General features: G+C 67.5%; 18 protein-coding genes. 8 read left to right on the top strand and 10 right to left on the bottom strand.

The window, feature by feature from the left end; genetic code table 11:
- The first annotated feature begins 29 nt into the window (after positions 1-29).
- From phaR to LQ564_RS09360, 3 genes are all read left to right on the top strand, one after another.
- Positions 30-596 carry a polyhydroxyalkanoate synthesis repressor PhaR gene (gene phaR / locus LQ564_RS09350; RefSeq protein WP_231057828.1) on the top strand — a complete coding sequence of 189 codons (567 nt, stop codon included), beginning with the start codon at positions 30-32 and terminating at the stop codon, positions 594-596.
- 126 nt (positions 597-722) lie between these two features.
- Complete coding sequence (gene rimO / locus LQ564_RS09355) at positions 723-2,162, top strand: 30S ribosomal protein S12 methylthiotransferase RimO (protein ID WP_231057829.1); 1,440 nt, start codon at positions 723-725, stop codon at positions 2,160-2,162.
- Positions 2,163-2,181: 19 nt separating this feature from the next.
- Positions 2,182-3,342, top strand: coding sequence for a cystathionine beta-lyase (locus LQ564_RS09360; RefSeq protein WP_231057830.1), 1,161 nt, complete (start codon positions 2,182-2,184; stop codon positions 3,340-3,342).
- Between the two features lie 100 nt (positions 3,343-3,442).
- On the opposite strand, the gene LQ564_RS09365 is transcribed toward LQ564_RS09360, so the two are convergent.
- Positions 3,443-3,802: a DUF4870 family protein gene (locus LQ564_RS09365; RefSeq protein ID WP_231057831.1), complete on the bottom strand. Its 360-nt coding sequence runs from the start codon at positions 3,800-3,802 to the stop codon at positions 3,443-3,445.
- A 120-nt stretch (positions 3,803-3,922) separates the two neighbouring features.
- Entirely contained in the window at positions 3,923-4,360 is a 438-nt protein-coding gene (trxC, locus tag LQ564_RS09370) for a thioredoxin TrxC (RefSeq protein ID WP_231057832.1), read from the bottom strand.
- Positions 4,361-4,493: 133 nt separating this feature from the next.
- On the opposite strand from trxC, the gene LQ564_RS09375 reads away from it, so the two are divergent.
- From LQ564_RS09375 to LQ564_RS09390, 4 genes are all read left to right on the top strand, one after another.
- Positions 4,494-5,282: a DUF72 domain-containing protein gene (locus tag LQ564_RS09375; protein ID WP_231057833.1), complete on the top strand. Its 789-nt coding sequence runs from the start codon at positions 4,494-4,496 to the stop codon at positions 5,280-5,282.
- Positions 5,276-6,067, top strand: a complete 792-nt coding sequence (locus tag LQ564_RS09380; protein ID WP_231057834.1) for a Mut7-C RNAse domain-containing protein — start codon at positions 5,276-5,278, stop codon at positions 6,065-6,067. Before LQ564_RS09375 ends, LQ564_RS09380 begins: the two co-directional genes overlap by 7 nt.
- Positions 6,052-6,486 carry a hypothetical protein gene (locus tag LQ564_RS09385; RefSeq protein WP_371873449.1) on the top strand — a complete coding sequence of 145 codons (435 nt, stop codon included), beginning with the start codon at positions 6,052-6,054 and terminating at the stop codon, positions 6,484-6,486. Before LQ564_RS09380 ends, LQ564_RS09385 begins: the two co-directional genes overlap by 16 nt.
- Before the next feature lie 87 nt (positions 6,487-6,573).
- A complete protein-coding gene (locus LQ564_RS09390; protein ID WP_231057836.1) occupies positions 6,574-6,960 on the top strand; it encodes a cupin domain-containing protein in 387 nt (128 codons plus the stop codon).
- 51 nt (positions 6,961-7,011) lie between these two features.
- On the opposite strand, the gene LQ564_RS09395 is transcribed toward LQ564_RS09390, so the two are convergent.
- From LQ564_RS09395 to mfd, 4 genes are all read right to left on the bottom strand, one after another.
- Positions 7,012-7,440: a hypothetical protein gene (locus LQ564_RS09395; protein ID WP_231057837.1), complete on the bottom strand. Its 429-nt coding sequence runs from the start codon at positions 7,438-7,440 to the stop codon at positions 7,012-7,014.
- 92 nt (positions 7,441-7,532) lie between these two features.
- Positions 7,533-8,840, bottom strand: coding sequence for an SGNH/GDSL hydrolase family protein (locus LQ564_RS09400; protein WP_231057838.1), 1,308 nt, complete (start codon positions 8,838-8,840; stop codon positions 7,533-7,535).
- A gap of 126 nt (positions 8,841-8,966) precedes the next feature.
- Positions 8,967-9,815 (bottom strand): phosphoserine phosphatase SerB, encoded by an 849-nt coding sequence (gene serB, locus LQ564_RS09405; protein ID WP_231057839.1) that lies wholly within the window; start codon positions 9,813-9,815, stop codon positions 8,967-8,969.
- A gap of 6 nt (positions 9,816-9,821) precedes the next feature.
- Entirely contained in the window at positions 9,822-13,268 is a 3,447-nt protein-coding gene (mfd, locus tag LQ564_RS09410; RefSeq protein WP_231057840.1) for a transcription-repair coupling factor, read from the bottom strand.
- A gap of 117 nt (positions 13,269-13,385) precedes the next feature.
- Here mfd and LQ564_RS09415 point away from each other — a divergent pair, with 117 nt between their 5' ends.
- On the top strand, positions 13,386-14,069 hold the full coding sequence (locus LQ564_RS09415) for a class I SAM-dependent methyltransferase (protein WP_231057841.1): 684 nt from the start codon (positions 13,386-13,388) through the stop codon (positions 14,067-14,069).
- 100 nt (positions 14,070-14,169) lie between these two features.
- Here the strand turns inward: LQ564_RS09415 and LQ564_RS09420 are convergent, their stop codons facing one another.
- The 4 genes from LQ564_RS09420 to LQ564_RS09435 form a co-directional block, all read right to left on the bottom strand.
- A complete protein-coding gene (locus LQ564_RS09420; RefSeq protein WP_231057842.1) occupies positions 14,170-15,144 on the bottom strand; it encodes an HDOD domain-containing protein in 975 nt (324 codons plus the stop codon).
- A 106-nt stretch (positions 15,145-15,250) separates the two neighbouring features.
- Positions 15,251-15,556, bottom strand: a complete 306-nt coding sequence (locus tag LQ564_RS09425; protein ID WP_231057843.1) for a hypothetical protein — start codon at positions 15,554-15,556, stop codon at positions 15,251-15,253.
- A gap of 115 nt (positions 15,557-15,671) precedes the next feature.
- A complete protein-coding gene (locus tag LQ564_RS09430) occupies positions 15,672-17,441 on the bottom strand; it encodes a putative bifunctional diguanylate cyclase/phosphodiesterase (protein ID WP_231057844.1) in 1,770 nt (589 codons plus the stop codon).
- Positions 17,431-18,813 (bottom strand): sensor domain-containing diguanylate cyclase, encoded by a 1,383-nt coding sequence (locus LQ564_RS09435; RefSeq protein ID WP_231057845.1) that lies wholly within the window; start codon positions 18,811-18,813, stop codon positions 17,431-17,433. Before LQ564_RS09435 ends, LQ564_RS09430 begins: the two co-directional genes overlap by 11 nt.
- Between the last annotated feature and the right edge of the window lie 3 nt (positions 18,814-18,816).

An 18,816-nucleotide genomic window follows, 5' to 3' on the forward strand; every position in this document is an offset into this window, starting at 1 on the left:
CGCCGCAGCGCACAACGATGAGACATGAGATGAGTAGTGCGAAAAAAAACGCCGAACGCCTGATCAAGAAGTATCCGAACCGCCGTCTGTATGACACCCAGACCAGTTCCTACATCACCCTGACCGACGTGAAGCAGCTGGTGCTCGACGCCGACGAATTCACCGTCGTCGACGCCAAGAGCAATGAAGACCTGACCCGCAGCATCTTGCTCCAGATTATTCTGGAAGAAGAAGCCAACGGCGTCCCGATGTTCTCGAGCTCGGTACTGGCCCAGATCATCCGCTACTATGGCCACGCCATGCAGGGCATGATGGGTTCCTACCTGGAAAAGAATGTCCAGGCCTTTACCGACATCCAGAACAAGTTCACCAGCAACGCCGCCGGCGCGCTCGAAGGCAAACCCTTCAGCCCGGAAATGTGGACCCAGTTCATGAATGTGCAGGGCCCGATGATGCAGGGCATGATGAACAACTACATCGACCAGTCGAAGAACCTGTTCCTGCAGATGCAGGAGCAGATGCAGAACCAGAGCAAGGCGATGTTCGGCGCTTTCCCGTTCCCGGGCATGACGCCGCCTCCAGGCGATAAGAAGTAATTAACAAAATCGTTGTTTGACGACACCTGCCGGCCCGCTCCAGGGCCGGCAATCTTCCCCGCCGGTTCACCGGCATGCCCCATTCGGGTACAATCGCGGATTGCCCAGATTTTTTGTCGTCCGCCCATGACCGAACTCCGTCGTATTCCTTCCTCCGCCGCTACCCCTGCTGCTGCCGCGCCCGCGCTCGTCATCCCGAGCCCGGCCGCCGGCGTCGTCGCGCCCAAGGTCGGCTTCGTGTCGCTCGGCTGCCCGAAGGCGCTGGTCGACTCCGAGCAGATCCTGACCCAGCTGCGCGCGGAAGGCTACCAGACCGCCAAGTCCTACGACGGCGCCGACCTGGTGATCGTCAACACCTGCGGCTTCATCGACGCCGCGGTGCAGGAGTCGCTCGACGCGATCGGCGAGGCGCTGGCCGAGAACGGTAAAGTGATCGTCACCGGCTGCCTGGGCGCCAAGAAGGATGCGGATGGCCAGGACATCATCACCAAGGTGCACCCGAAGGTGCTGGCCGTGACCGGCCCGCACGCCGTGACCGAAGTCATGGCATCGGTCCACGAGCACCTGCCGAAACCGCACGATCCTTTCGTCGACCTGGTGCCGGACCATGGCGTCAAGCTGACCCCGAAGCACTACGCCTACCTGAAGATTTCGGAAGGCTGCAACCACCGCTGCAGCTTCTGCATCATCCCGTCGATGCGCGGCGACCTGGTCTCGCGTCCGATCCACGAAGTGCTGCAGGAAGCCGAGAACCTGTTCAAGGCCGGCGTCAAGGAACTCCTGATCATCTCGCAGGACACCAGCGCCTACGGCGTCGACGTCAAGTTCCGCCTCGGATTCTGGAACGGCCGTCCGGTCAAGACCCACATGACCCAGCTGACCGAGGAACTGGGCAAGATGGCGCGCCAGTACGACGCCTGGGTGCGCATGCACTACGTCTATCCGTACCCGCACGTCGACCAGGTGATCCCCCTGATGGGCGACGGCCACGTGCTGCCCTACCTCGACATCCCGATGCAGCACGCGCACCCGGACGTCCTGAAGCGCATGAAGCGTCCGGCCAGCGGCGAGAAGAACCTGGACCGCATCCTGGCCTGGCGCAAGATGAACCCGGACCTGACCATCCGCTCCACCTTCATCGCCGGCTTCCCGGGCGAGACCGAAGAGGAATTCGAGTACCTGCTGGACTTCCTGCGCGAGGCGCAGATCGACCGCCTGGGCTGCTTCGCCTACTCGCCGGTGGAAGGCGCGACCGCCAACCTGCTCGACAATCCGGTGCCGGAAGCCGTGCGTGAAGAACGCCGCGCGCGCGTGATGCTGCTGCAGGAAGAGATCTCGCTGAAACGCATGCAGGCCAAGGTCGGCAAGACCATGCGCGTGATCGTCGACGAAGTCGGCGCCCGCGAAGCGATCGGCCGCACCGCCGCCGACGCGCCCGAGATCGACGGCGTGGTCCACATCAAGCGCGCCCTGGTGCCGGGCAAGGCCAAGCCGGTCTTGGGCCAGTTCATCGACGTGGTCGTCACCCGCGCCGACGCCCACGACCTGTGGGCCACCGTCGCTTAAAGCTCAGCAAAAGGCCAGCATGAAGAAGACCGTCCAGACCTCCCTGATCCACAGCGACTACGAGGCCCCGGGCGGCTTCGACGCCTTCCCGCCGGGCACCCACCGCGCCTCGACGGTGCTGTTTGAGAACGTGGCCGCGATGCGCTCGATGCAGTGGAAGGACAAGAGCGCCTACACCTACGGCCTGCACGGCACCCCGACCACCTTCACCCTGGAAGCGCGCCTGGCCGCGATCGAGGGCGGCGCGCACTGCCTGCTGGCGCCCTCGGGCCTGTCGGCGATCGCGATGATCAACTTCGCCTTCCTCAAAAGCGGCGACGACGTGCTGCTGCCGGAGAACGTCTACAACCCGAACCGCGAACTGGGGCGCTGGCTGGCGCAGGACTTCGGCGTCAGCGCGCGTTTCTACGATCCGATGATCGGTAGCGGTATCGCGGAACTGATCCAGCCGAACACGAAGCTGGTCTGGACCGAGGCGCCGGGCTCGGTGTCGATGGAAGTGCCGGACCTGCCCGCGATCTGCCGCGCGGCGAAGGAGAAGGGCGTGCCGGTGGCGCTGGACAACACCTGGTCGGCCGGCCTGGCCCTGCGCGGCTTCGACGTCGGCGCCGACATCGTCATGCATGCGCTGACCAAGTACCAGTCGGGCGGCGCCGACCTCCTGATGGGCGCCGTGATCACGCGCGACAAGGCGCTCAACGAACAGCTGGCGCAGGCGCACATGCGCCTCGGCCTGGGTGTCGGCGCCGACGATGCCTACCTGGTGATGCGCGGCCTGCCGACCATGAAACTGCGCTTCGAGGCGCACGATGCGAGCGCGCGCCAGGTGGCGGCGTGGCTGAAGGCGCGGCCGGAAATCGCCAAGGTGCTGCACCCGGCCTTCGAGGACTGCCCGGGGCACACGAACTGGAAGCGCGATTTTCATGGAGCCGGCGGGCTGTTCTCGGTGCTGTTCGATGCGCGCTACAGCGAGGAACAGGTCGACCGTTTTGTCGATGCCTTGACCCTGTTCGGGATCGGCTACAGCTGGGGTGGGCCGAACAGCCTGGTGATGCCATACCGGATCCGGGCGATCCGCACGGCCTGGCGGGAAGAGGGTGTGCTGGTGCGTTTCAACGTCGGCCTGGAAGACACCGCCGACCTGATCGCCGACATCGAACAGGCGCTAACGCAGTTGTAGGGTGGTCGGGTCTCCCGACCGCGCGTTCAACTTCGGCGTGCCTGGCGGCTGCGCCTCCCATAGTTGAACGCGTGGGCGGAGGACCGCCCACCCTACGAAATCAAGGCATCGCGCGGTTGGCGTTCAGATCGAGGAAACCGCGAATGATGCGGTAAGCAGCCCACAGCCAGGCCACGCCCCACACGATCCAGGCAAAGAAGATACCGATGATCGTCGCGAACAGCACCGCGCCGACGACAACCCACACCAGGTACCACCAGAACGAGCGGATCATCCAGCTGTGGTGGGAATAGACGATGGTGCCCTGGGTATCGGGACGCTTCACGTAGTTCACGATCAGCACCAGGAGCGACAGCAAACCGGCGGAAAACAGGAAGGTCAGGGCATGCGCGACGTACAGGATGCGCGCGAACTGCTTCGCATCTTCGGTTCCGCGATCCATTACCAGGTCTTGCGACATCAGTATTCTCCTTCAGAGGAAAGCCGGAAACGCCCGGCTGGCGATCCCATTGTAACAGCGGGTGCTGCCACTTTGCCAACATGCGGCTCCTTGCCGGTTTTTCAAGACCTGGGCGCCTTGTCACCTGAGCTGGGATTCGACCCAGGCGTTCAGGCGCGCCGCATCCATCGCGCCGGCCTGGCGCGCCACCTCGCGTCCGCCGCGGAACAGGGCCAGGGTCGGAATGCTGCGGATGCCGTACTGCGCCGACAGGTCCTGGCTGCGCTCGGTGTCCACTTTCAGCAGGCGCACCCGCGGTTCCAGCCGCTGCGCGGCTTGGGCGAAATGCGGCGCCATCATCTTGCAGGGCCCGCACCACTCGGCCCAGAAATCGACCAGCACCGGAATGTCGTTGCGCGCGACGTGCTTGTTGAAGCGCGCGCTGTCGACGTCCAGCGGGCGGCCGCTGAACAACTGTTGGGCACATTTGCCGCATACCGGCGCATCGAGCAGGCGCTCGGCCGCCAGGCGATTCACCGCATCGCATTGCGGGCAGACGACGTGGAGGGCTTCGCTCATCGGGGTCTCCTTGATTCTTGATCCATGGCTGTATTGTAGGACGATCATCGAAACCACGCCCAGCCATGCGCCGCGGCGCGCCGCCATTCCGTAGAATCGCCTCATTGCCATTTCTATAATATCGATGAGCGCGATGAGCGAACAAGCAGTCATGTCGGGCGACCTGCTGGTCGGCTGCGCCGGCTGGAGCCTGCCGAAACAAGATGCCGCCGCCTTCCCCGCGGAGGGCAGCCACCTCGAGCGCTACGCCGCCACCTTCCCGGCGGTCGAGATCAATTCGTCCTTCTACCGGCCGCACAAACCCGCCACCTACGCGAAGTGGGCGGGCTGCACGCCCGAACATTTCCGCTTCTCGGTGAAGGTGCCGCGCGCCATCACGCACGATGCGCGCATGGAAAACGTCGAGCAGCAACTGGTGCAGTTGGCACACGAAGCCGGCGAGCTGGGCGAGAAGCTCGGCTGCCTGCTGGTGCAACTCCCGCCGAAGTTCGGCTTCGTCGACGCGACGGCGCGGCTGTTCTTCCGCCAGCTGCACGACATCTTCGGCTGCACCGTTGCCTTCGAAGCCCGTCACCCGAGCTGGTTTTCGGACGCCGCGACCGAGCTGCTGGTGGACAGCCGCGTGGTGCGCGTGATCGCCGACCCGGCGGCCGGCCAGCCCGGCCCGCATGTGCCGACCAGCGCCGACACGCTCTACGTACGCCTGCACGGCACGCCGCGCATCTATTATTCGCGCTACATGCCGGAGTATGTGGAATCGGTGCGCCGGGAGCTGATGCGCCAGACGGCGGCCGGGAAAACCTGCTGGTGCATCTTCGACAATACGGCCGCCTTCGAGGCCGTGCCAAATGCGCTGGAATTGATGCACGGACAGTATGCGCAGCCGCTCGACGACGCTGCCATACTAGCCAGGCCATGGTGACCGCGACATTTCGCTTCTACGACGGACTGAACGACTTCCTGCCGCGCGACCGGCGTGGGCGCGACGTCGTCACGCCGTGCGCGCGCGAAGCCACGGTCAAGCACATGGTCGAGGCGCTCGGCGTGCCGCATACGGAGGTCGAGCTGCTGCTGGTGAACGGCGAATCCAGCAGCTTCGAGCGGCTGCTGGTGGAGGGCGACCGGGTCGCCGTTTATCCCAGCTTCGCCGACTTCGGCGTGGGCGGAATCCAGCGCCTGCGCACGCGTCCCGCGGGCCGTCCGCGCTTCGTGGCCGACGCTCACCTGGGTGGCCTGGCGCGGCTGCTGCGCATGGGCGGCTTCGACACCCTGTACGACAACGCCTACCACGACGACGAGATCGAACGCATTGCGCGCGAGGAGGGGAGAATCCTGCTTACCCGCGACCGCGAGCTGCTCAAGCGCCGTACCGTCGAATTCGGCTGCTACCTCCATGCGATCGAACCGGAAGAGCAGCTGCGCCAGCTGCTGGCGCGCCTGCAGCTGGCCGGCGCCCTGCAGCCCTTCACGCTCTGCCTGCATTGCAACCTGCCGCTGCGTCCGGTCGCCAAGGATGACGTGCTGGAGCGATTGCCGCCGCGTGTCAGCGCCACCCATGACGAATTCACGACCTGCGACGCCTGCCGGCGCGTCTACTGGAAGGGTTCGCACCACGCGCGCATGCACGCCATGCTCGAGGGCGTGGCCGCCAGGGCCGCTGATGTAGAATTGCCGCGCCCCCCCCAACCCCGATGCGTGAGAACGTGAGCGACCCCGCTTCGCCATTCCCATTCCCGATCCGCACCGAGTGCCCGCCCGGCGCCTGCGTGTGCGAGCGCGACCGTGTCATGGCCGACCCGCAGGCCGACCACCGGCCGCTGGCCCTGACACGCCAGCAGGAACAGAAGCTGGTCGAACGCATCGAACGCATCGAGAGCTATGCGGACCTGCAGCACGTGCAGGCGCTGATCCAGAAGAACCTGGGCGCGCGATTGCGCGTCGAACCGGGGCCGAACGAGGTGCGCACGGTGCGCGGCATCATCGTGGTGCTCGAAGAGAAGCCTGGCCTGTGCAAGAAGGCGCGGCAGGCGGTGCCGAGCGCCGTACGTCGGCGCTTGCATGAGCGGCCCGATATCGCCTGGGCGCTGCTCGATGCACATGATCTGTTCGGTGGTCAAGCTGGCTGAATGGCCGGTGCACGCGATTCGCGTTGCTCTTATACAATAGTGTCTAGGCAGCATCGCCGCACATTATTCGTCAAGAGGAGCACTACCATGTCGGGCTACAGCATCAATATCGAAGAGAAGACCCTCGCTGGAAACAACTTCCGCGAAGTCCTGTACACCACCCAGCGCAGCCAGCTGGTCATCATGACCCTGCAGCCGGGCGAGGAAATCGGCGTCGAGCGCCACGAAGGCCATGACCAGTTTATCCGCGTCGAAGCGGGCCAGGGTGTGGCGCTGCTGGATGGCGAAGAGCACAAACTGGAAGACGGCGTCGCCGTCGTGATTCCGGCCGGGACCGAGCACAACGTCATCAATACCTCGACGTCCGAGCCGATGCGCCTGTACACCTTGTACACCCCGCCGGAGCATCCTGATGGCATCATCCATGTGACCAAGGCGGAAGCGGACGAGTACGAGCGTCAGCACGGGCATTGATTAAAGAAAAGGCCGGCGAACGCCGGCCTCGTTACGTCCACACCCCCCGAATCAGCGGCGGTAGCGGTAGGGGAAGCGCGTCCCGACGTGCCCACCCCAGCCGCGGTGGCCCCAGCTGCGGCCGAAGTCGAAGCCCAGGCCGATCGAGATCGGCGGATAGTAGTAGCCCGGGTTGTAGACCGGCTGCGGCACGTAGACCGGCTGCGGCACGTACACCGGCTGTTGCTGTACGTACACTGGCTGGGTGGTGTAGGTGGTGGTGTAGCCCGACTGCGGCACGAACGAGGTGGTGACGCCGGTGTCGCCAGCGGCGGCCGCGCGCGAGCCGGTGCCGAGCGGCACGGGGGTAACGGACACGACGCGCCATCCGTTCGGATCGCTTGGCTGGCCATAGGCCTGGGCGCCGTAGTAGTTCTGGTTGGGAGCGGCGCAGCCGGCCAGCATGGCCAGCGACGCGGCGACGAAAAGTAATTTCTTCATGACGGTCCTCCTGTTCCTGTCATGATAAAAAATTGCACTTTAGCGCGCACACGCTCTTACAGCCGGTTACACATAGGGGCCGCCGGCGACAATCACCCAAGCAGCGCCACCAGCTGCGGCAAAGGCACCGCGCCGGCCATCGCTGTGTAGCCGGCATCGTTCGGGTGGATCCAGTCCTTGCTGTTGTACTCGGCCTTCAGCCGGCCCGGCAGTTCGGGATCGCGCACCACGGCTTCCCAGTCGAGCAGCAGGTCGAATTCGCCGGAAGCGCGCAGCCAGTCGTTGACCGTCCGGCGCACCGCTTCGCGCGCCGCGTTGTAGTAGGTGAATCCCTCGAAGGGCATGAGCGTGGAGCCGACGATGGCCAAGCCATGGCCGTGGGCGCGCGCGATCAGCTGGCGGTAGCCGGCGATCAGGTCGGCGGGTTTGACCAGGCTGGCGCCCGAGGTATAGCAGATGTCGTTGATCCCGATGAGCAGCATCACCGCGCGCACCCCCGGCGTGGCCAGCACGTCGCGGTCGAAGCGGGCCAGCAGGGCGCGTCCGCCGACCATGGCGGCGGTTTCCTCGCGCAGCATCTGGTTGCCGGCGATGCCGCGGTTGACGACGCCGATCGCGCCGGCCGCGCCCAGTTCGGTCTGCAGGCGGCGCGCCAGCAGGTCGGGCCAGCGCCGGTTGAGGTTGGTGGAGCTGCCGGCGCCGTCGGTGATCGAGTCGCCGATCGCGACGATGCAGCGCCCGCCGCCCTCGACCAGCACCTCGGTGAGGAAGGGCCAGGAGGCGATGGTGCGCGCCACGCTGAAGGAGGTGCTGGCCGCGAAGTTCCCTGTGGAGGAGACGTAGCCGGCCTGCAGGGCGGTGCCGTGCACCGTGTTGGCCGCCACGCTGCCCGGCAGGTAAAGGCTCACCGACAGGTCGGCGAAGGGCGCCACCGTCAAGTAGACCGGGTCGGACAGCACCGGCGCGCCGGGCGGGATGGTGACCGAGGCATTGCCGCCGAAGGTGAGCGGATGGTTGCTGCCGGGGCGCACGTAGACGCCGCTGTCGCGCAGGCCGATCTGCGCCGCGCCGATCGTCAGGGGCGTGGTTCCGAATTCGTTCGACAGCCGCACCCGCACCCTGGCGCCGCCGATGCTGGCATGGGCCACCAGGCGCACGGTCTGGTCGCTGAAGGCAAGCAGGTTGGCGCTGGTCGGCGGGCCGGCTGGCGCGCAACCCCAGGTGGGACACCAGCCCTCGTTGCGCCAAGCGCCGGCGGCCGCCGGCTGCGCCGCCGCGCGACCGGTGAGCGCCAGGCTTGACGCCAGCGCGGGGCCGGCAATCAGAAGCCGGCGCCGGCCCGGGCTGCGGGGTGCGTCTTCCTGGTCAGGGGACGTAGCGGAAACATCGACGGGTCGCATGGTGCTCTCCCTCGCGCTGCCAACATGGCTGCGGCTTCGGTTTCACGATAGCCCAGCAGGGAGCGCGCACGAATGGAAAGCGTGCGAAGGTTTGCGCTACATCGCTATTCTTGAGGGGAAATTAAATCAAGCGATGATGTTGAGCAATCCATCGAGCCCCGAGAAATTCAGGGCGACCGAGGCCTGGGCCCGCACCACCGGCTTGGCGCGGAAGGCCAGCGACAGGCCGGCCACGCCCATCATGCGCAGGTCGTTGGCGCCGTCGCCCATCACGATGGCGCGGCTGGGCGCGATGTCCATCCGCGCGCACACGCGTTCCACGGTGCGCCGCTTTTCCTCGGCGTCGACGATGCCGCCGGCCACGCGGCCGGTCAGCTTGCCGTCCGCGACCTCGAGCACGTTCGCATGGGTGAAATCGAGCTTGAGGCGCTCCTTGAGGCGGTCGGTGAAGAAGGTAAAGCCGCCCGACACCAGGAGGGTTTTCAGGCCCGCCGCCTGGACCGCCGCCAGCATCGCTTCGCCGCCCGGCGAGATGCGCAGGCGTTCGTCGTACACGCGCTGCAGCGCGGACGCTTCCAGTCCTTCGAGCAGGGCCACGCGGCGCGTCAGGCTGGCGGCGAAATCGAGCTCGCCGCGCATCGCCGCTTCGGTGATCTCGGCGACTTGCGGTTTCAGGCCCTGCATGTCCGCGATCTCGTCGATGCATTCGATCGTGATCAGGGTCGAGTCCATGTCCATCGCCACCAGGCCGAAGTCCGCGAGCTGCGTGCCGGCCGCGATAAAGCAGGCGTCGACGCCGGCCTCGTACGCCGCGGCATCGATGCGCTCCTTCAGTTCCGGCGTGAACGCCACGTCCTCGCAGCGCAGCGCGTGCGCGCCGAGCGCCTGGATGCGCGCGGGCTGGGCCAGGCGCGCCAGGCGCTCGAGGGTTTCGGGTGAGGCCTGCGGCCCCTGGAGCACCAGGTTCTTGGTCATTGTGGTTCAGGCGAGGAGCTGTTTGATGGTCTGTTTTACCTGCGTCACGCGCGCCGCCAGGTCGGGCATGCTGGCGCTGATGCGCAGCTTGTCCTGGCCGGCCAGCTTGACGTGGCGGTTCTTCTGGATCAGGGTGATGATCTTGATCGGGTCGATCGGCGGCTTTTCCATGAACTGCAGGCTGGCCGCCTCGTCATGGGCGTCGATCTTGACGATGCCGACGGACTTGGCGGCGATGCGCAGGCGGTGCGTTTCGATCAGCGCCTTCACCGGGTCGGTCAGCTTGCCGAAGCGGTCGATCAGCTCTTCCTGCATGCCGTCGATCTTGTCCTGGCTGTCGCAGTTGGCCAGGCGTTTATAAATCGACAGGCGCTCGTGGACGTCGCCGCAGTAATCCGACGGCAGCAGGGCCGGCACGTGCAGGTTGATCTCGGTGGTGGAGGACAGCGGCGCCGCCAGGTCCGGCTCCTTGCCGGCCTTCAGCGCGCGCACCGCTTCGTTCAGCATGTCCGAATACAGCTGGAAGCCGACTTCGAGCATCTCGCCCGACTGGTTCTCGCCCAGCACCTCACCGGCGCCGCGGATCTCGAGGTCGTGCATGGCGAGATAGAAGCCGCTGCCCAGTTCTTCCATCGCTTGGATCGCATCGAGCCGGCGCTGCGCCTGCTTGGTCAGGCCCTGCACGTCGTTCACCAAGAGATAGGCATAGGCCTGGTGGTGCGAGCGGCCGACGCGGCCGCGCAGCTGGTGCAGCTGGGCCAGGCCGAAGCGGTCGGCGCGGTGCATGATGATGGTGTTCGCGGTCGGCACGTCGATGCCGGTCTCGATGATGGTGGTGCACAGCAGGATGTTGAAACGCTGCTGGACGAAGTCACGCATCACCTTTTCCAGGTCGCGTTCGTGCATCTGGCCGTGGGCGATGCCGATACGCGCTTCGGGCAGCAGCTCGCGCAGCATCGCGTGGCGGTTCTCGATGGTCTCGACCTCGTTGTGCAGGAAGTAGATCTGGCCGCCGCGTTTCAGCTCGCGCAGGCAGGCCTCGCGGATCACGGAACCGTCCTCGCTGCGGACAAACGTCTTGATCGCCAGGCGCTTCTGCGGCGCGGTGGCGATGATGGAGAAATCGCGCAAGCCTTCCAGCGCCATGCCGAGGGTGCGCGGGATCGGGGTCGCGGTCAGCGTCAAGACGTCGACCTCGGCGCGCAGGGCCTTCAGCGCTTCCTTCTGGCGCACGCCGAAGCGGTGTTCCTCGTCGATGATGACGAGGCCCAGGCGCGTGAACTTCACGTCCGGCGACAGCAATTTATGCGTGCCGATCACGATGTCGAGGGTGCCGTCGGCCATGCCCTTGATGGCGTTGTTGATCTCCTTGCCGGTGCGGAAGCGCGACAGCTCGGCGATCTTCACCGGCCAGTCGGCGAAGCGGTCGGCGAAGGTTTGCGCATGCTGCTCGGCCAGCAGGGTGGTCGGCGCCAGGATCGCGACCTGCTTGCCGCCCATGACCGCGATGAAGGCGGCGCGCAGCGCGACCTCGGTCTTGCCGAAGCCGACGTCGCCGCAGACCAGCCGGTCCATCGGGCGGCCCGAAGTCATGTCCTTGATGACGTTGTGGATGGCTTCCGCCTGGTCCGGCGTCTCGTCGAAGCCGAAGCTGCCGGCGAAGTTCTCGTAGTCGATGCTCGAGTATTCGAAGGCATGGCCCTGGCGCGCCGCGCGGCGCGCATACAGGTTGAGCAGCTCGGCGGCGGTGTCGCGCACCTGCTCGGCGGCTTTTTTCTTGGCCTTGTCCCACTGGCCGGAACCCAGCGCGTGCAGCGGCGCGTCTTCGGGCGAGGTGCCGGAGTAGCGCGAGATCACGTGCAGCTGCGAGACCGGCACGTACAGCTTGGTCTCCTTCGCGTATTCCAGGTGCAGGAACTCGGTCTCGCCTTCGCCCAGGTCCATGCTCATCAGGCCCATGTAGCGGCCGATGCCGTGGTTGATGTGCACCACCGGGTCGCCGATCTTGAGCTCCGACAGGTCGCGCACCATCGATTCGACCTGGCTGGTCGCTTCCTGCTTCTTCTTGCCGGCGCGCCGGCCCGAGCCGGCATACAGCTCGGTTTCGGTGATGAAGACGAGATTGCCGGCGGCGTCCTCGCTCAGCTCGAAGCCGGCCTGCAGTGGCGCCACGCCCAGCGCCAGCTTGGCGCTGCTGGCCTTGAAACCCTCGAAGCCTTCGACTGGCGCCAGTTCCAGTCCGTACTCGTGGAAGTACTGCTGCAGCGTCTCGCGGCGGCCGGCCGAATCGGCGGCGATCATCACGCGGGTGTCGGTGCGCAGCAAGAAGGCGCGCAGGTTGGCCAGCGGGTCGTCCAGGCGCCGGTTGACCGAGATGTCGGGCAGCGGCGCACTCAGCTCGGAGGCCGGTTGCGACGGTTCGCGCGCGATGGTCCAGCGGCCGTGCGGCTTGGCGCAGGTGAAGAACTGCTCGGCGCCGAGGAACAGCTCGCGCGGCTCCAGGATCGGGCGTTCGCGGTCGCTCTTGAGGAATTTGTAGCGCGATTCGGTGTCGAGCCAGAAGCGCCCGATGGCGGCGTCGATGTCGCCGACCATCGCCAGCATCGCGCCTTCCGGCAGGTAGTCGAACAGGTTCGCGGTCTCTTCGAAGAAGAGCGGCAGGTAGTACTCGATGCCGGCCGAGGCGATGCCGTTGCCGATGTCGCGGTAGATCGGCGAGCGCGAAGGATCGCCCTCGAAGCGCTCGCGCCAGCGGCCGCGGAATGCGCTGCGGGCGGCTTCGTCCATCGGGAATTCGCGGCCCGGCAGCAGGCGCACTTCGCGCACCGGATACAGCGAGCGCTGGGTGTCGGCATCAAAAGTGCGGATGGTCTCGATCTCGTCGCCGAACAGGTCGAGCCGGTAGGGCAGGGCCGAACCCATCGGGAACAGGTCGATCAGGCCGCCGCGCACCGAGTATTCGCCCGGCGACATCACCTGCGACACGTGGGTGTAGCCCGCGAGGGTCAGCTGGGCCTTGAGCTTCGCCTCGTCCAGGCGTTCGCCCTGGCGGAAGAAGAAGGTGTAGGCTGCCAAAAACGACGGCGGCGCCAGGCGCACCAGCGCGGTGGTGGCCGGCACCACCAGCACGTCGCACTGCCCGTTGCGGATCTCGTGCAGGGTCGCCAGGCGCTCGGACACCAGGTCCTGGTGCGGGGAAAACGCGTCGTAGGGCAGGGTCTCCCAGTCCGGCAGCAGGTGGCAGGACAGTTTGCCGTCGGCGAACCAGGGAATCTCGTCGAGCAGGCGCTGGCCGTCGCTGGCATTGGCCACGATGACGGTCAGCATCTGATTGCTGGCTTTCAGGCTGAGCGCGGCGGTGGCGAGCGCATACGCGTCGCTCGAGCCGTGCAGCGCCGGCAGGGCAAAACGGGATCCTGGCTTGGGAAGATTTTTCTTGAGATCGAAGGGCATCGAGTGCGCAGTGACGTTCGCAACAGTGGCTGACCATTATAGACGAATGGACCATTCGACGCCGGGCAGGACGCGCGGCGCGGACGTCGCGATGCAGGGACAGAATCGGGGACAAGTATGAGAAGTGCACAGAGGCATTTTTCCGACCCGCGTGCGGTCGCGCACTACCTGGATGGGCCGCCGCGATTGGTGCCGGGATTCGGCGATCTGCACCGCATGGCGCAGGTTCTGCTGGCCGAGCGGGCGCCCTTCGATGCGCGGGTGCTGGTGCTGGGGGCGGGCGGGGGATTGGAACTCAAGGCCTTTGCCGATGCGCAGCCGGGGTGGATTTTCGACGGGGTCGATCCTTCGCCGGACATGCTGGAACTGGCGCTGGGAACGGTGGGCGAGCATGCGCCGCGCGTGGCGCTGCACCAGGGGTATGTGGACGTGGCGCCGGATGGACCGTTCGATGCGGCGGTGTGCCTGCTGACCATGCATTTCATGCCCCCGTGCGAGCGCCGGCATGCGCTGCGGGCGATCCGCGCACGCTTGCGGCGCGGGGCGCCGTTCGTGGTGGCGCACATGAGTTTCGGGCAGGACGAGGACGAGCGGGCGCTGTGGCTGGCGCGGGACGAGGCGTATGCGGTGGCGTCGGGGGCGGAGCCGGAGGAGGCGCGCCACCGGCGCGAGGTGATCGAGCGGATCATGCCGGTGCTGTCGCCGGAGCAGGATGAAGCCTTGCTGCGCGAAGAGGGTTTTAAAGACGTGAGTATGTTCTACGCCGCCGGCGTCTTCCGAGGCTGGATCGGATACGCGTAGGGTGGACGGCTTCGCCGTCCGCGCGTTCAGACCGTACTTCAATAGAGATAACGCGTCATATCACCGTGTAGTTGAACGCGTGGGCGGAGGACCGCCCATCCTACGATTCGCCGAGTTTGTCGAAGATGCGGCGCTCATGATCGGGAAGCTGGCCGACGGCTTCCTGCGCCTCTTCGACCCCGGCCTCCGCCAGCACCCGCAAGGTCGCCAGGCGATCCCCGACACGCAGCGCCCGCGCCAGCGGCGTGGTATCCGCTTCGCCGGCCTGCAGGATCGCCGCCCCCACCGGCGGCGGCAACTCCCATTCCTGCGCAATGCGCGCCGACAGCACGCGCGCGCTGCCGCGCATCGCATGGGCGAACGCGTCGGATTGCGGCATGCGCCCCGCGCCGTCGACCTGGTCGATCAGGCGCAGCGCCACCACCAGGCCGACGTTCTGCATCAGGCCCGCCAGGCAGGCCTCGAACGGGTCGGCCCCGCAGCCCGGCGCGGCCAGGCTGGTCGCCAGCGCGCACTTCTCGGACTGGCGCCACAGTTGCGGCGCCGCCTGGCGCGCCAGGCGGCCGGTCTGGGCGCTGATGACGGGGCGGAAGGCGACCCGCGCCAGCAGCATGCGCAGGCCGTTCTGGCCGAGCAGCATGACGGCGCCCTCGATGGTGCGCACCGGCGCCGCCGGGCGGTAATACGGGCTGTTGACTTCGCGGATCACTTCGGCCACCAGGGTCACGTCCTGCGCCACCTGGCGCGCAAGTTCGGTACTGGAGGTGCCTTCTTCGCGCAGGCTGCGCAGCAGCTGGGGCACGACGGCCGGCACGCGCGGCACCAGTTCGGCCGCGCTGTCGGGCTGGCGCGCCAGCTTCGCCAGTTCGTCGAGGATCAGCGCGTCCCTGGTCTCGCCGGCGTGGGCGACGGGGCCGGACAGCCAGGCGTGGAAGGCCAGCTCGAGGTCGAAGGAGGGCTGAGCGTGCGCGGCCGGCGCGGCCTGGGCGGCTGCGGCGGGAACGTGGGGAACGGCGGGGGTGCCGGCGTCGGCACGGGTGGCGCCGCCGAACCAGCGGGCGAACCAGTTTTTCATGATGGGAGAGCGATGTATGCAGGCGGCATGATTCTACCGGAGCCGCGCCGCCAATGAAAACAGCCAGGCGCGCGGCCTGGCTGCAGTATCACGCACGCGAAGCCGCTCAGCGGCCGGCGCCCGAGGTCGACGAATTCGTGGGGGTCGAATTGGTGATCGGCGGCGTGGTGGCCGGCGGCGGCACGGCCGAGGAGCCGGTGGTGCTGTTGCCGGTGGCGGGATCGCTGGTGGTGACGCCGGTGTTGGTGCCGCTCGCGCCCGCCGCCCCGGTGGTGCCGGTGCTGCCCGAGCTCATCGACGACGACGACGAGCTGCCGTTCATCGAGTCGCTGTCGGTGCCGGTCGAGCTGCAGGCAGCCAGGGACAGGGCCAGCAGGCCGCCCAGCAGCGCGCTTTGGAAGGTGCTCTTCATTCGTATTCTCCTCGTTTGGATGGGTTCATCCATCATCCGAGGACGGCCGTAGGCTTGAAATAGGCGCAGCGCCCCAGCGCACGTAGGACGCGGCGTACATACTCTGCGGCGGTGTTCAGGCGACCAGGGCTTCCTCGTGGCTGGCCAGCCAGGCCAGCAGCTCGCCCGAGGGCAGCGGGCGGCTGAACAGGTAGCCCTGCCCCTTGGCGCAGCGCAGCGCCCGCACTACGTCGAGCTGCGATTCGGTCTCGATTCCCTCGGCCACGGTGCGCATGCCCAGGCTCTGGGCCACCTTGACCGTGGCTTCGATCAGCACCCGGTGGTGGGCGCTGGTGTCGGACTGACTGACGAACGAGCGGTCGATCTTGACCGTGTCCACCGGCAGCAGGTGCAGGCTCGAGAGCGAGGAATAGCCGGTGCCGAAGTCGTCGAGCGCGAGCTGGATGCCGAGCGCCTTGAGTTCGTGCAGGCGCGCCTGGATGTCCTGGTCCTGGGCCGCCAGGCTTTCGGTGACCTCGAGCTGCAGGGCCTCGGCCGGCATGCCGGTGTCGAGCAGGATGCGGCGCACGGTGTCGATCCAGCCGGGCTGGCCGAGCTGGGCGCGCGACAGGTTCACCGCGATCAGGCGCGGCGCGCCCGCACCCAAGCGCGCGCGCCAGTCCATGAAGTCGCGGCAGGAACGCTCGAGCACGAAGTCGCCGACCGCGCCGATCAGGCCGCATTCCTCGGCCACCGTGATGAAGTCGATCGGCGGGACGATGCCGCGCACCGGGTGGCGCCAGCGCACCAGCGCTTCCACCCCGGCCGCACGGTCGGTGCCGCCGTCCGGCTTCAAGCCGACCACCGGCTGGTAGACCACGAACAGCTGTTCTTCCAGGATCGCCTGGCGCAGCTCGGCCTCGATGCCGGCGCGGCGCGCGGCGCGTTCGCGCATCGCGGTTTCAAAAATCTGCTGGCGCGCGCCGCCGGCGCGCTTGGCTTCCAGCATGGCGATGCCGGCGTCGCGCAGCACCTCGTCGGCGTCCTGCGCGCTGTCCGGGCCCCAGGCCAGTCCCAGGCTGGCGCCGCACACGACTTCGCGGCCCTGCACCCGGAACGGGCGCGCCAGCGCGTCGAGCAGGCGGCCGGCGACGCGTTCGGCGTCCTCGCGCTGGCGCATCCCGTCCAGCACCACCACGAATTCGTCGCCGCCGACGCGCGCGGCCAGCTGGCCGGCGCCGCCGACCGGGGCGATGCGGTCGCTCGGCGGGCGCAGGGCGCCGCGGATGCGGTCGGCGATCTGCACCAGCAGCTCGTCGCCGGCGGCCTGGCCGAGGGTGTCGTTGATGCGGCGGAAACGGTCGCAGTTCATGAACAGCACCGCGAACTCGCCGCCGGCCGCGCAGGCGGCGGCGTCGCGCGCCACCAGTCCCTGCAGCTGCTCGCGCACCGCTTCGCGGTTCGGCATGCGGGTCAGGGCGTCAGTGCGGGCCGCGTTGCGCAGGCGGCGCGACAGCACTTCCTGCTCGCGCATGACCTCCTGGGTGGCGTCGGTCACCACCGCCATCAGGCGCTCGCCATCGAGCTTCATGAGGCTGATCGACAGCACGTGCGGGCTGCCCGGCGCCGTCATGGTCGGCGGCAGCATCGCGCGCAGGCCTTCGCAGATCACGCCCGAGGGTTCGGTGAAGTTCCGGGCCAGCGCTTCGAGGTCCGGCGCGATCGGCGCCAGCACCGCGAACAGGTTGTCCAGGCCCGTCTCGCGCGCGATCGGCATCAGGAGGTTCGAGGCCATCGGGTTGAGCATGTCGATGGCGCCGTCGGGGCCGGCCTGGGCCAGGCCGATCGGCGCGCGGTACAGGAACTGCACCAGCGCTTCATAGGCGTCGCTCGGATCAGGCAGCATCGCGTCCTCCTTCGGCAGGGTGGATCGGCACGGCCGACAACTCGGCGCGCCAGCGCTCGACCCGGTTGCGGCCGGCGCGCTTGGCGGCGTACAGCGCCTGGTCGGCGCGCTTGAGCAGCAGGTCGATGCCGCCTTCGCCATCGAGCACGCAGGCCACGCCGGCGCTGACGGTGTAGTGGATGCGGGCGCCTTCGAAGTGTACGCTGCTCGACGCCACGATGGCGCGCAGGCGCTCGGCCACCACCGCCGCGCGCGGCAGATCGGTCGAGGGCAGCAGCACCGCGAATTCCTCGCCGCCGATGCGCGCGACCACGTCGACTTCGCGGAAGGTCTCGGCCAGGATCGCCGCCAGGTGCTGCAGCACGGCGTCGCCGCCCGGGTGGCCGTGGCGGTCGTTGATGGCCTTGAAATGGTCGGCGTCGAAGGCGATGACGGCGGTCGGGCGCGGCGCCGCGCGGCTGTGCACGAGTTCCTGCTCGGCCGACTCGAAGAAGGCGCGGCGGTTGGCCAGGCCGGTGAGGTGGTCGCCGAAGGCTTCGCGGCGGCGCCGCTCGATCGCTTCGCGCTTGTCGGTGATGTCGCGCAGGATCAGGCAGTAGGCCGGGCCGTCCGGCTCTTCGCCGTCGACGGCGTCGCGGTCCGGCAGCGGCGCGATCATCGCGCTGCCCCAGAAGGCGCTGCCGTCGGCGCGCACGCGCTTGCCCTCGTCCATGCTCCAGCCGTCCTTGTCGGCGTCGCGCAGGCGGTCGAGCAGGTGCTCTTGTGTCATCGCATCCTGCGGATAGAAGATGGAATAAGGCTGGCCCACCGCGTCCTGGCCGAAGCCGGTGACGCGCCCGATGCTCGGGTTCCATTCGGTGACGGCGCCGCGCGCATCCAGGCCGACCAGGGCGTAGTCGGTGATGCCGGTCAGGATGGCGTTCAGCCAGGCGTCGTTATGGCGCAGCTGGCGTTCGCGCCGCACCTGCATGGTGACGTCGTCGATCACCGCCATCAGGCGCGTCGCGTCGAGCTTGAGCAGGGTGACCGACAGGATCTGCGGCAGCTTCTTGCCCGGGGCGCCCGCGTTCAGGTGCACGTGCAGGCCGTCGCAGATCTTGCCGGACGGGAGGGCGTACTGGTCGCACAGGTAGCGCAGGTCGGGCGCCACGCTGTCGAGGGCGTCGAACAGGTTGTCCAGGCCGCCGCTGCGCGACAGCGGCATCAGGAGCTGGGCCGAGATCGGGTTCATCATGACGATGGCGCCGTCGATGTCGGCCTGCACCAGGCCCACCGGGGCCAGGTAGAGGAACTGGATCAGCGCCTCGTGCTCGGCGCGCAACTGCTCGCAGCCGCCGTGCGGGTCCTGTGGGTAGGTCACCTGGTCGCTCACTGG

It is taken from the genome of Massilia phyllostachyos (assembly GCF_021044825.1).
GTDB lineage: Bacteria > Pseudomonadota > Gammaproteobacteria > Burkholderiales > Burkholderiaceae_D > Telluria > Telluria phyllostachyos.

Bases quoted from the DNA above. Each gene is read 5' to 3' on its own strand.
- phaR (WP_231057828.1), top strand. From the start codon at position 30: ATGAGTAGTGCGAAAAAAAACGCCGAACGCCTGATCAAGAAGTATCCG.
- rimO (WP_231057829.1), top strand. From the start codon at position 723: ATGACCGAACTCCGTCGTATTCCTTCCTCCGCCGCTACCCCTGCTGCT.
- LQ564_RS09360 (WP_231057830.1), top strand. From the start codon at position 2,182: ATGAAGAAGACCGTCCAGACCTCCCTGATCCACAGCGACTACGAGGCC.
- LQ564_RS09365 (WP_231057831.1), bottom strand. From the start codon at position 3,802: ATGTCGCAAGACCTGGTAATGGATCGCGGAACCGAAGATGCGAAGCAG.
- trxC (WP_231057832.1), bottom strand. From the start codon at position 4,360: ATGAGCGAAGCCCTCCACGTCGTCTGCCCGCAATGCGATGCGGTGAAT.
- LQ564_RS09375 (WP_231057833.1), top strand. From the start codon at position 4,494: ATGAGCGAACAAGCAGTCATGTCGGGCGACCTGCTGGTCGGCTGCGCC.
- LQ564_RS09380 (WP_231057834.1), top strand. From the start codon at position 5,276: ATGGTGACCGCGACATTTCGCTTCTACGACGGACTGAACGACTTCCTG.
- LQ564_RS09385 (WP_371873449.1), top strand. From the start codon at position 6,052: ATGCGTGAGAACGTGAGCGACCCCGCTTCGCCATTCCCATTCCCGATC.
- LQ564_RS09390 (WP_231057836.1), top strand. From the start codon at position 6,574: ATGTCGGGCTACAGCATCAATATCGAAGAGAAGACCCTCGCTGGAAAC.
- LQ564_RS09395 (WP_231057837.1), bottom strand. From the start codon at position 7,440: ATGAAGAAATTACTTTTCGTCGCCGCGTCGCTGGCCATGCTGGCCGGC.
- LQ564_RS09400 (WP_231057838.1), bottom strand. From the start codon at position 8,840: ATGCGACCCGTCGATGTTTCCGCTACGTCCCCTGACCAGGAAGACGCA.
- serB (WP_231057839.1), bottom strand. From the start codon at position 9,815: ATGACCAAGAACCTGGTGCTCCAGGGGCCGCAGGCCTCACCCGAAACC.
- mfd (WP_231057840.1), bottom strand. From the start codon at position 13,268: ATGCCCTTCGATCTCAAGAAAAATCTTCCCAAGCCAGGATCCCGTTTT.
- LQ564_RS09415 (WP_231057841.1), top strand. From the start codon at position 13,386: ATGAGAAGTGCACAGAGGCATTTTTCCGACCCGCGTGCGGTCGCGCAC.
- LQ564_RS09420 (WP_231057842.1), bottom strand. From the start codon at position 15,144: ATGAAAAACTGGTTCGCCCGCTGGTTCGGCGGCGCCACCCGTGCCGAC.
- LQ564_RS09425 (WP_231057843.1), bottom strand. From the start codon at position 15,556: ATGAAGAGCACCTTCCAAAGCGCGCTGCTGGGCGGCCTGCTGGCCCTG.
- LQ564_RS09430 (WP_231057844.1), bottom strand. From the start codon at position 17,441: ATGCTGCCTGATCCGAGCGACGCCTATGAAGCGCTGGTGCAGTTCCTG.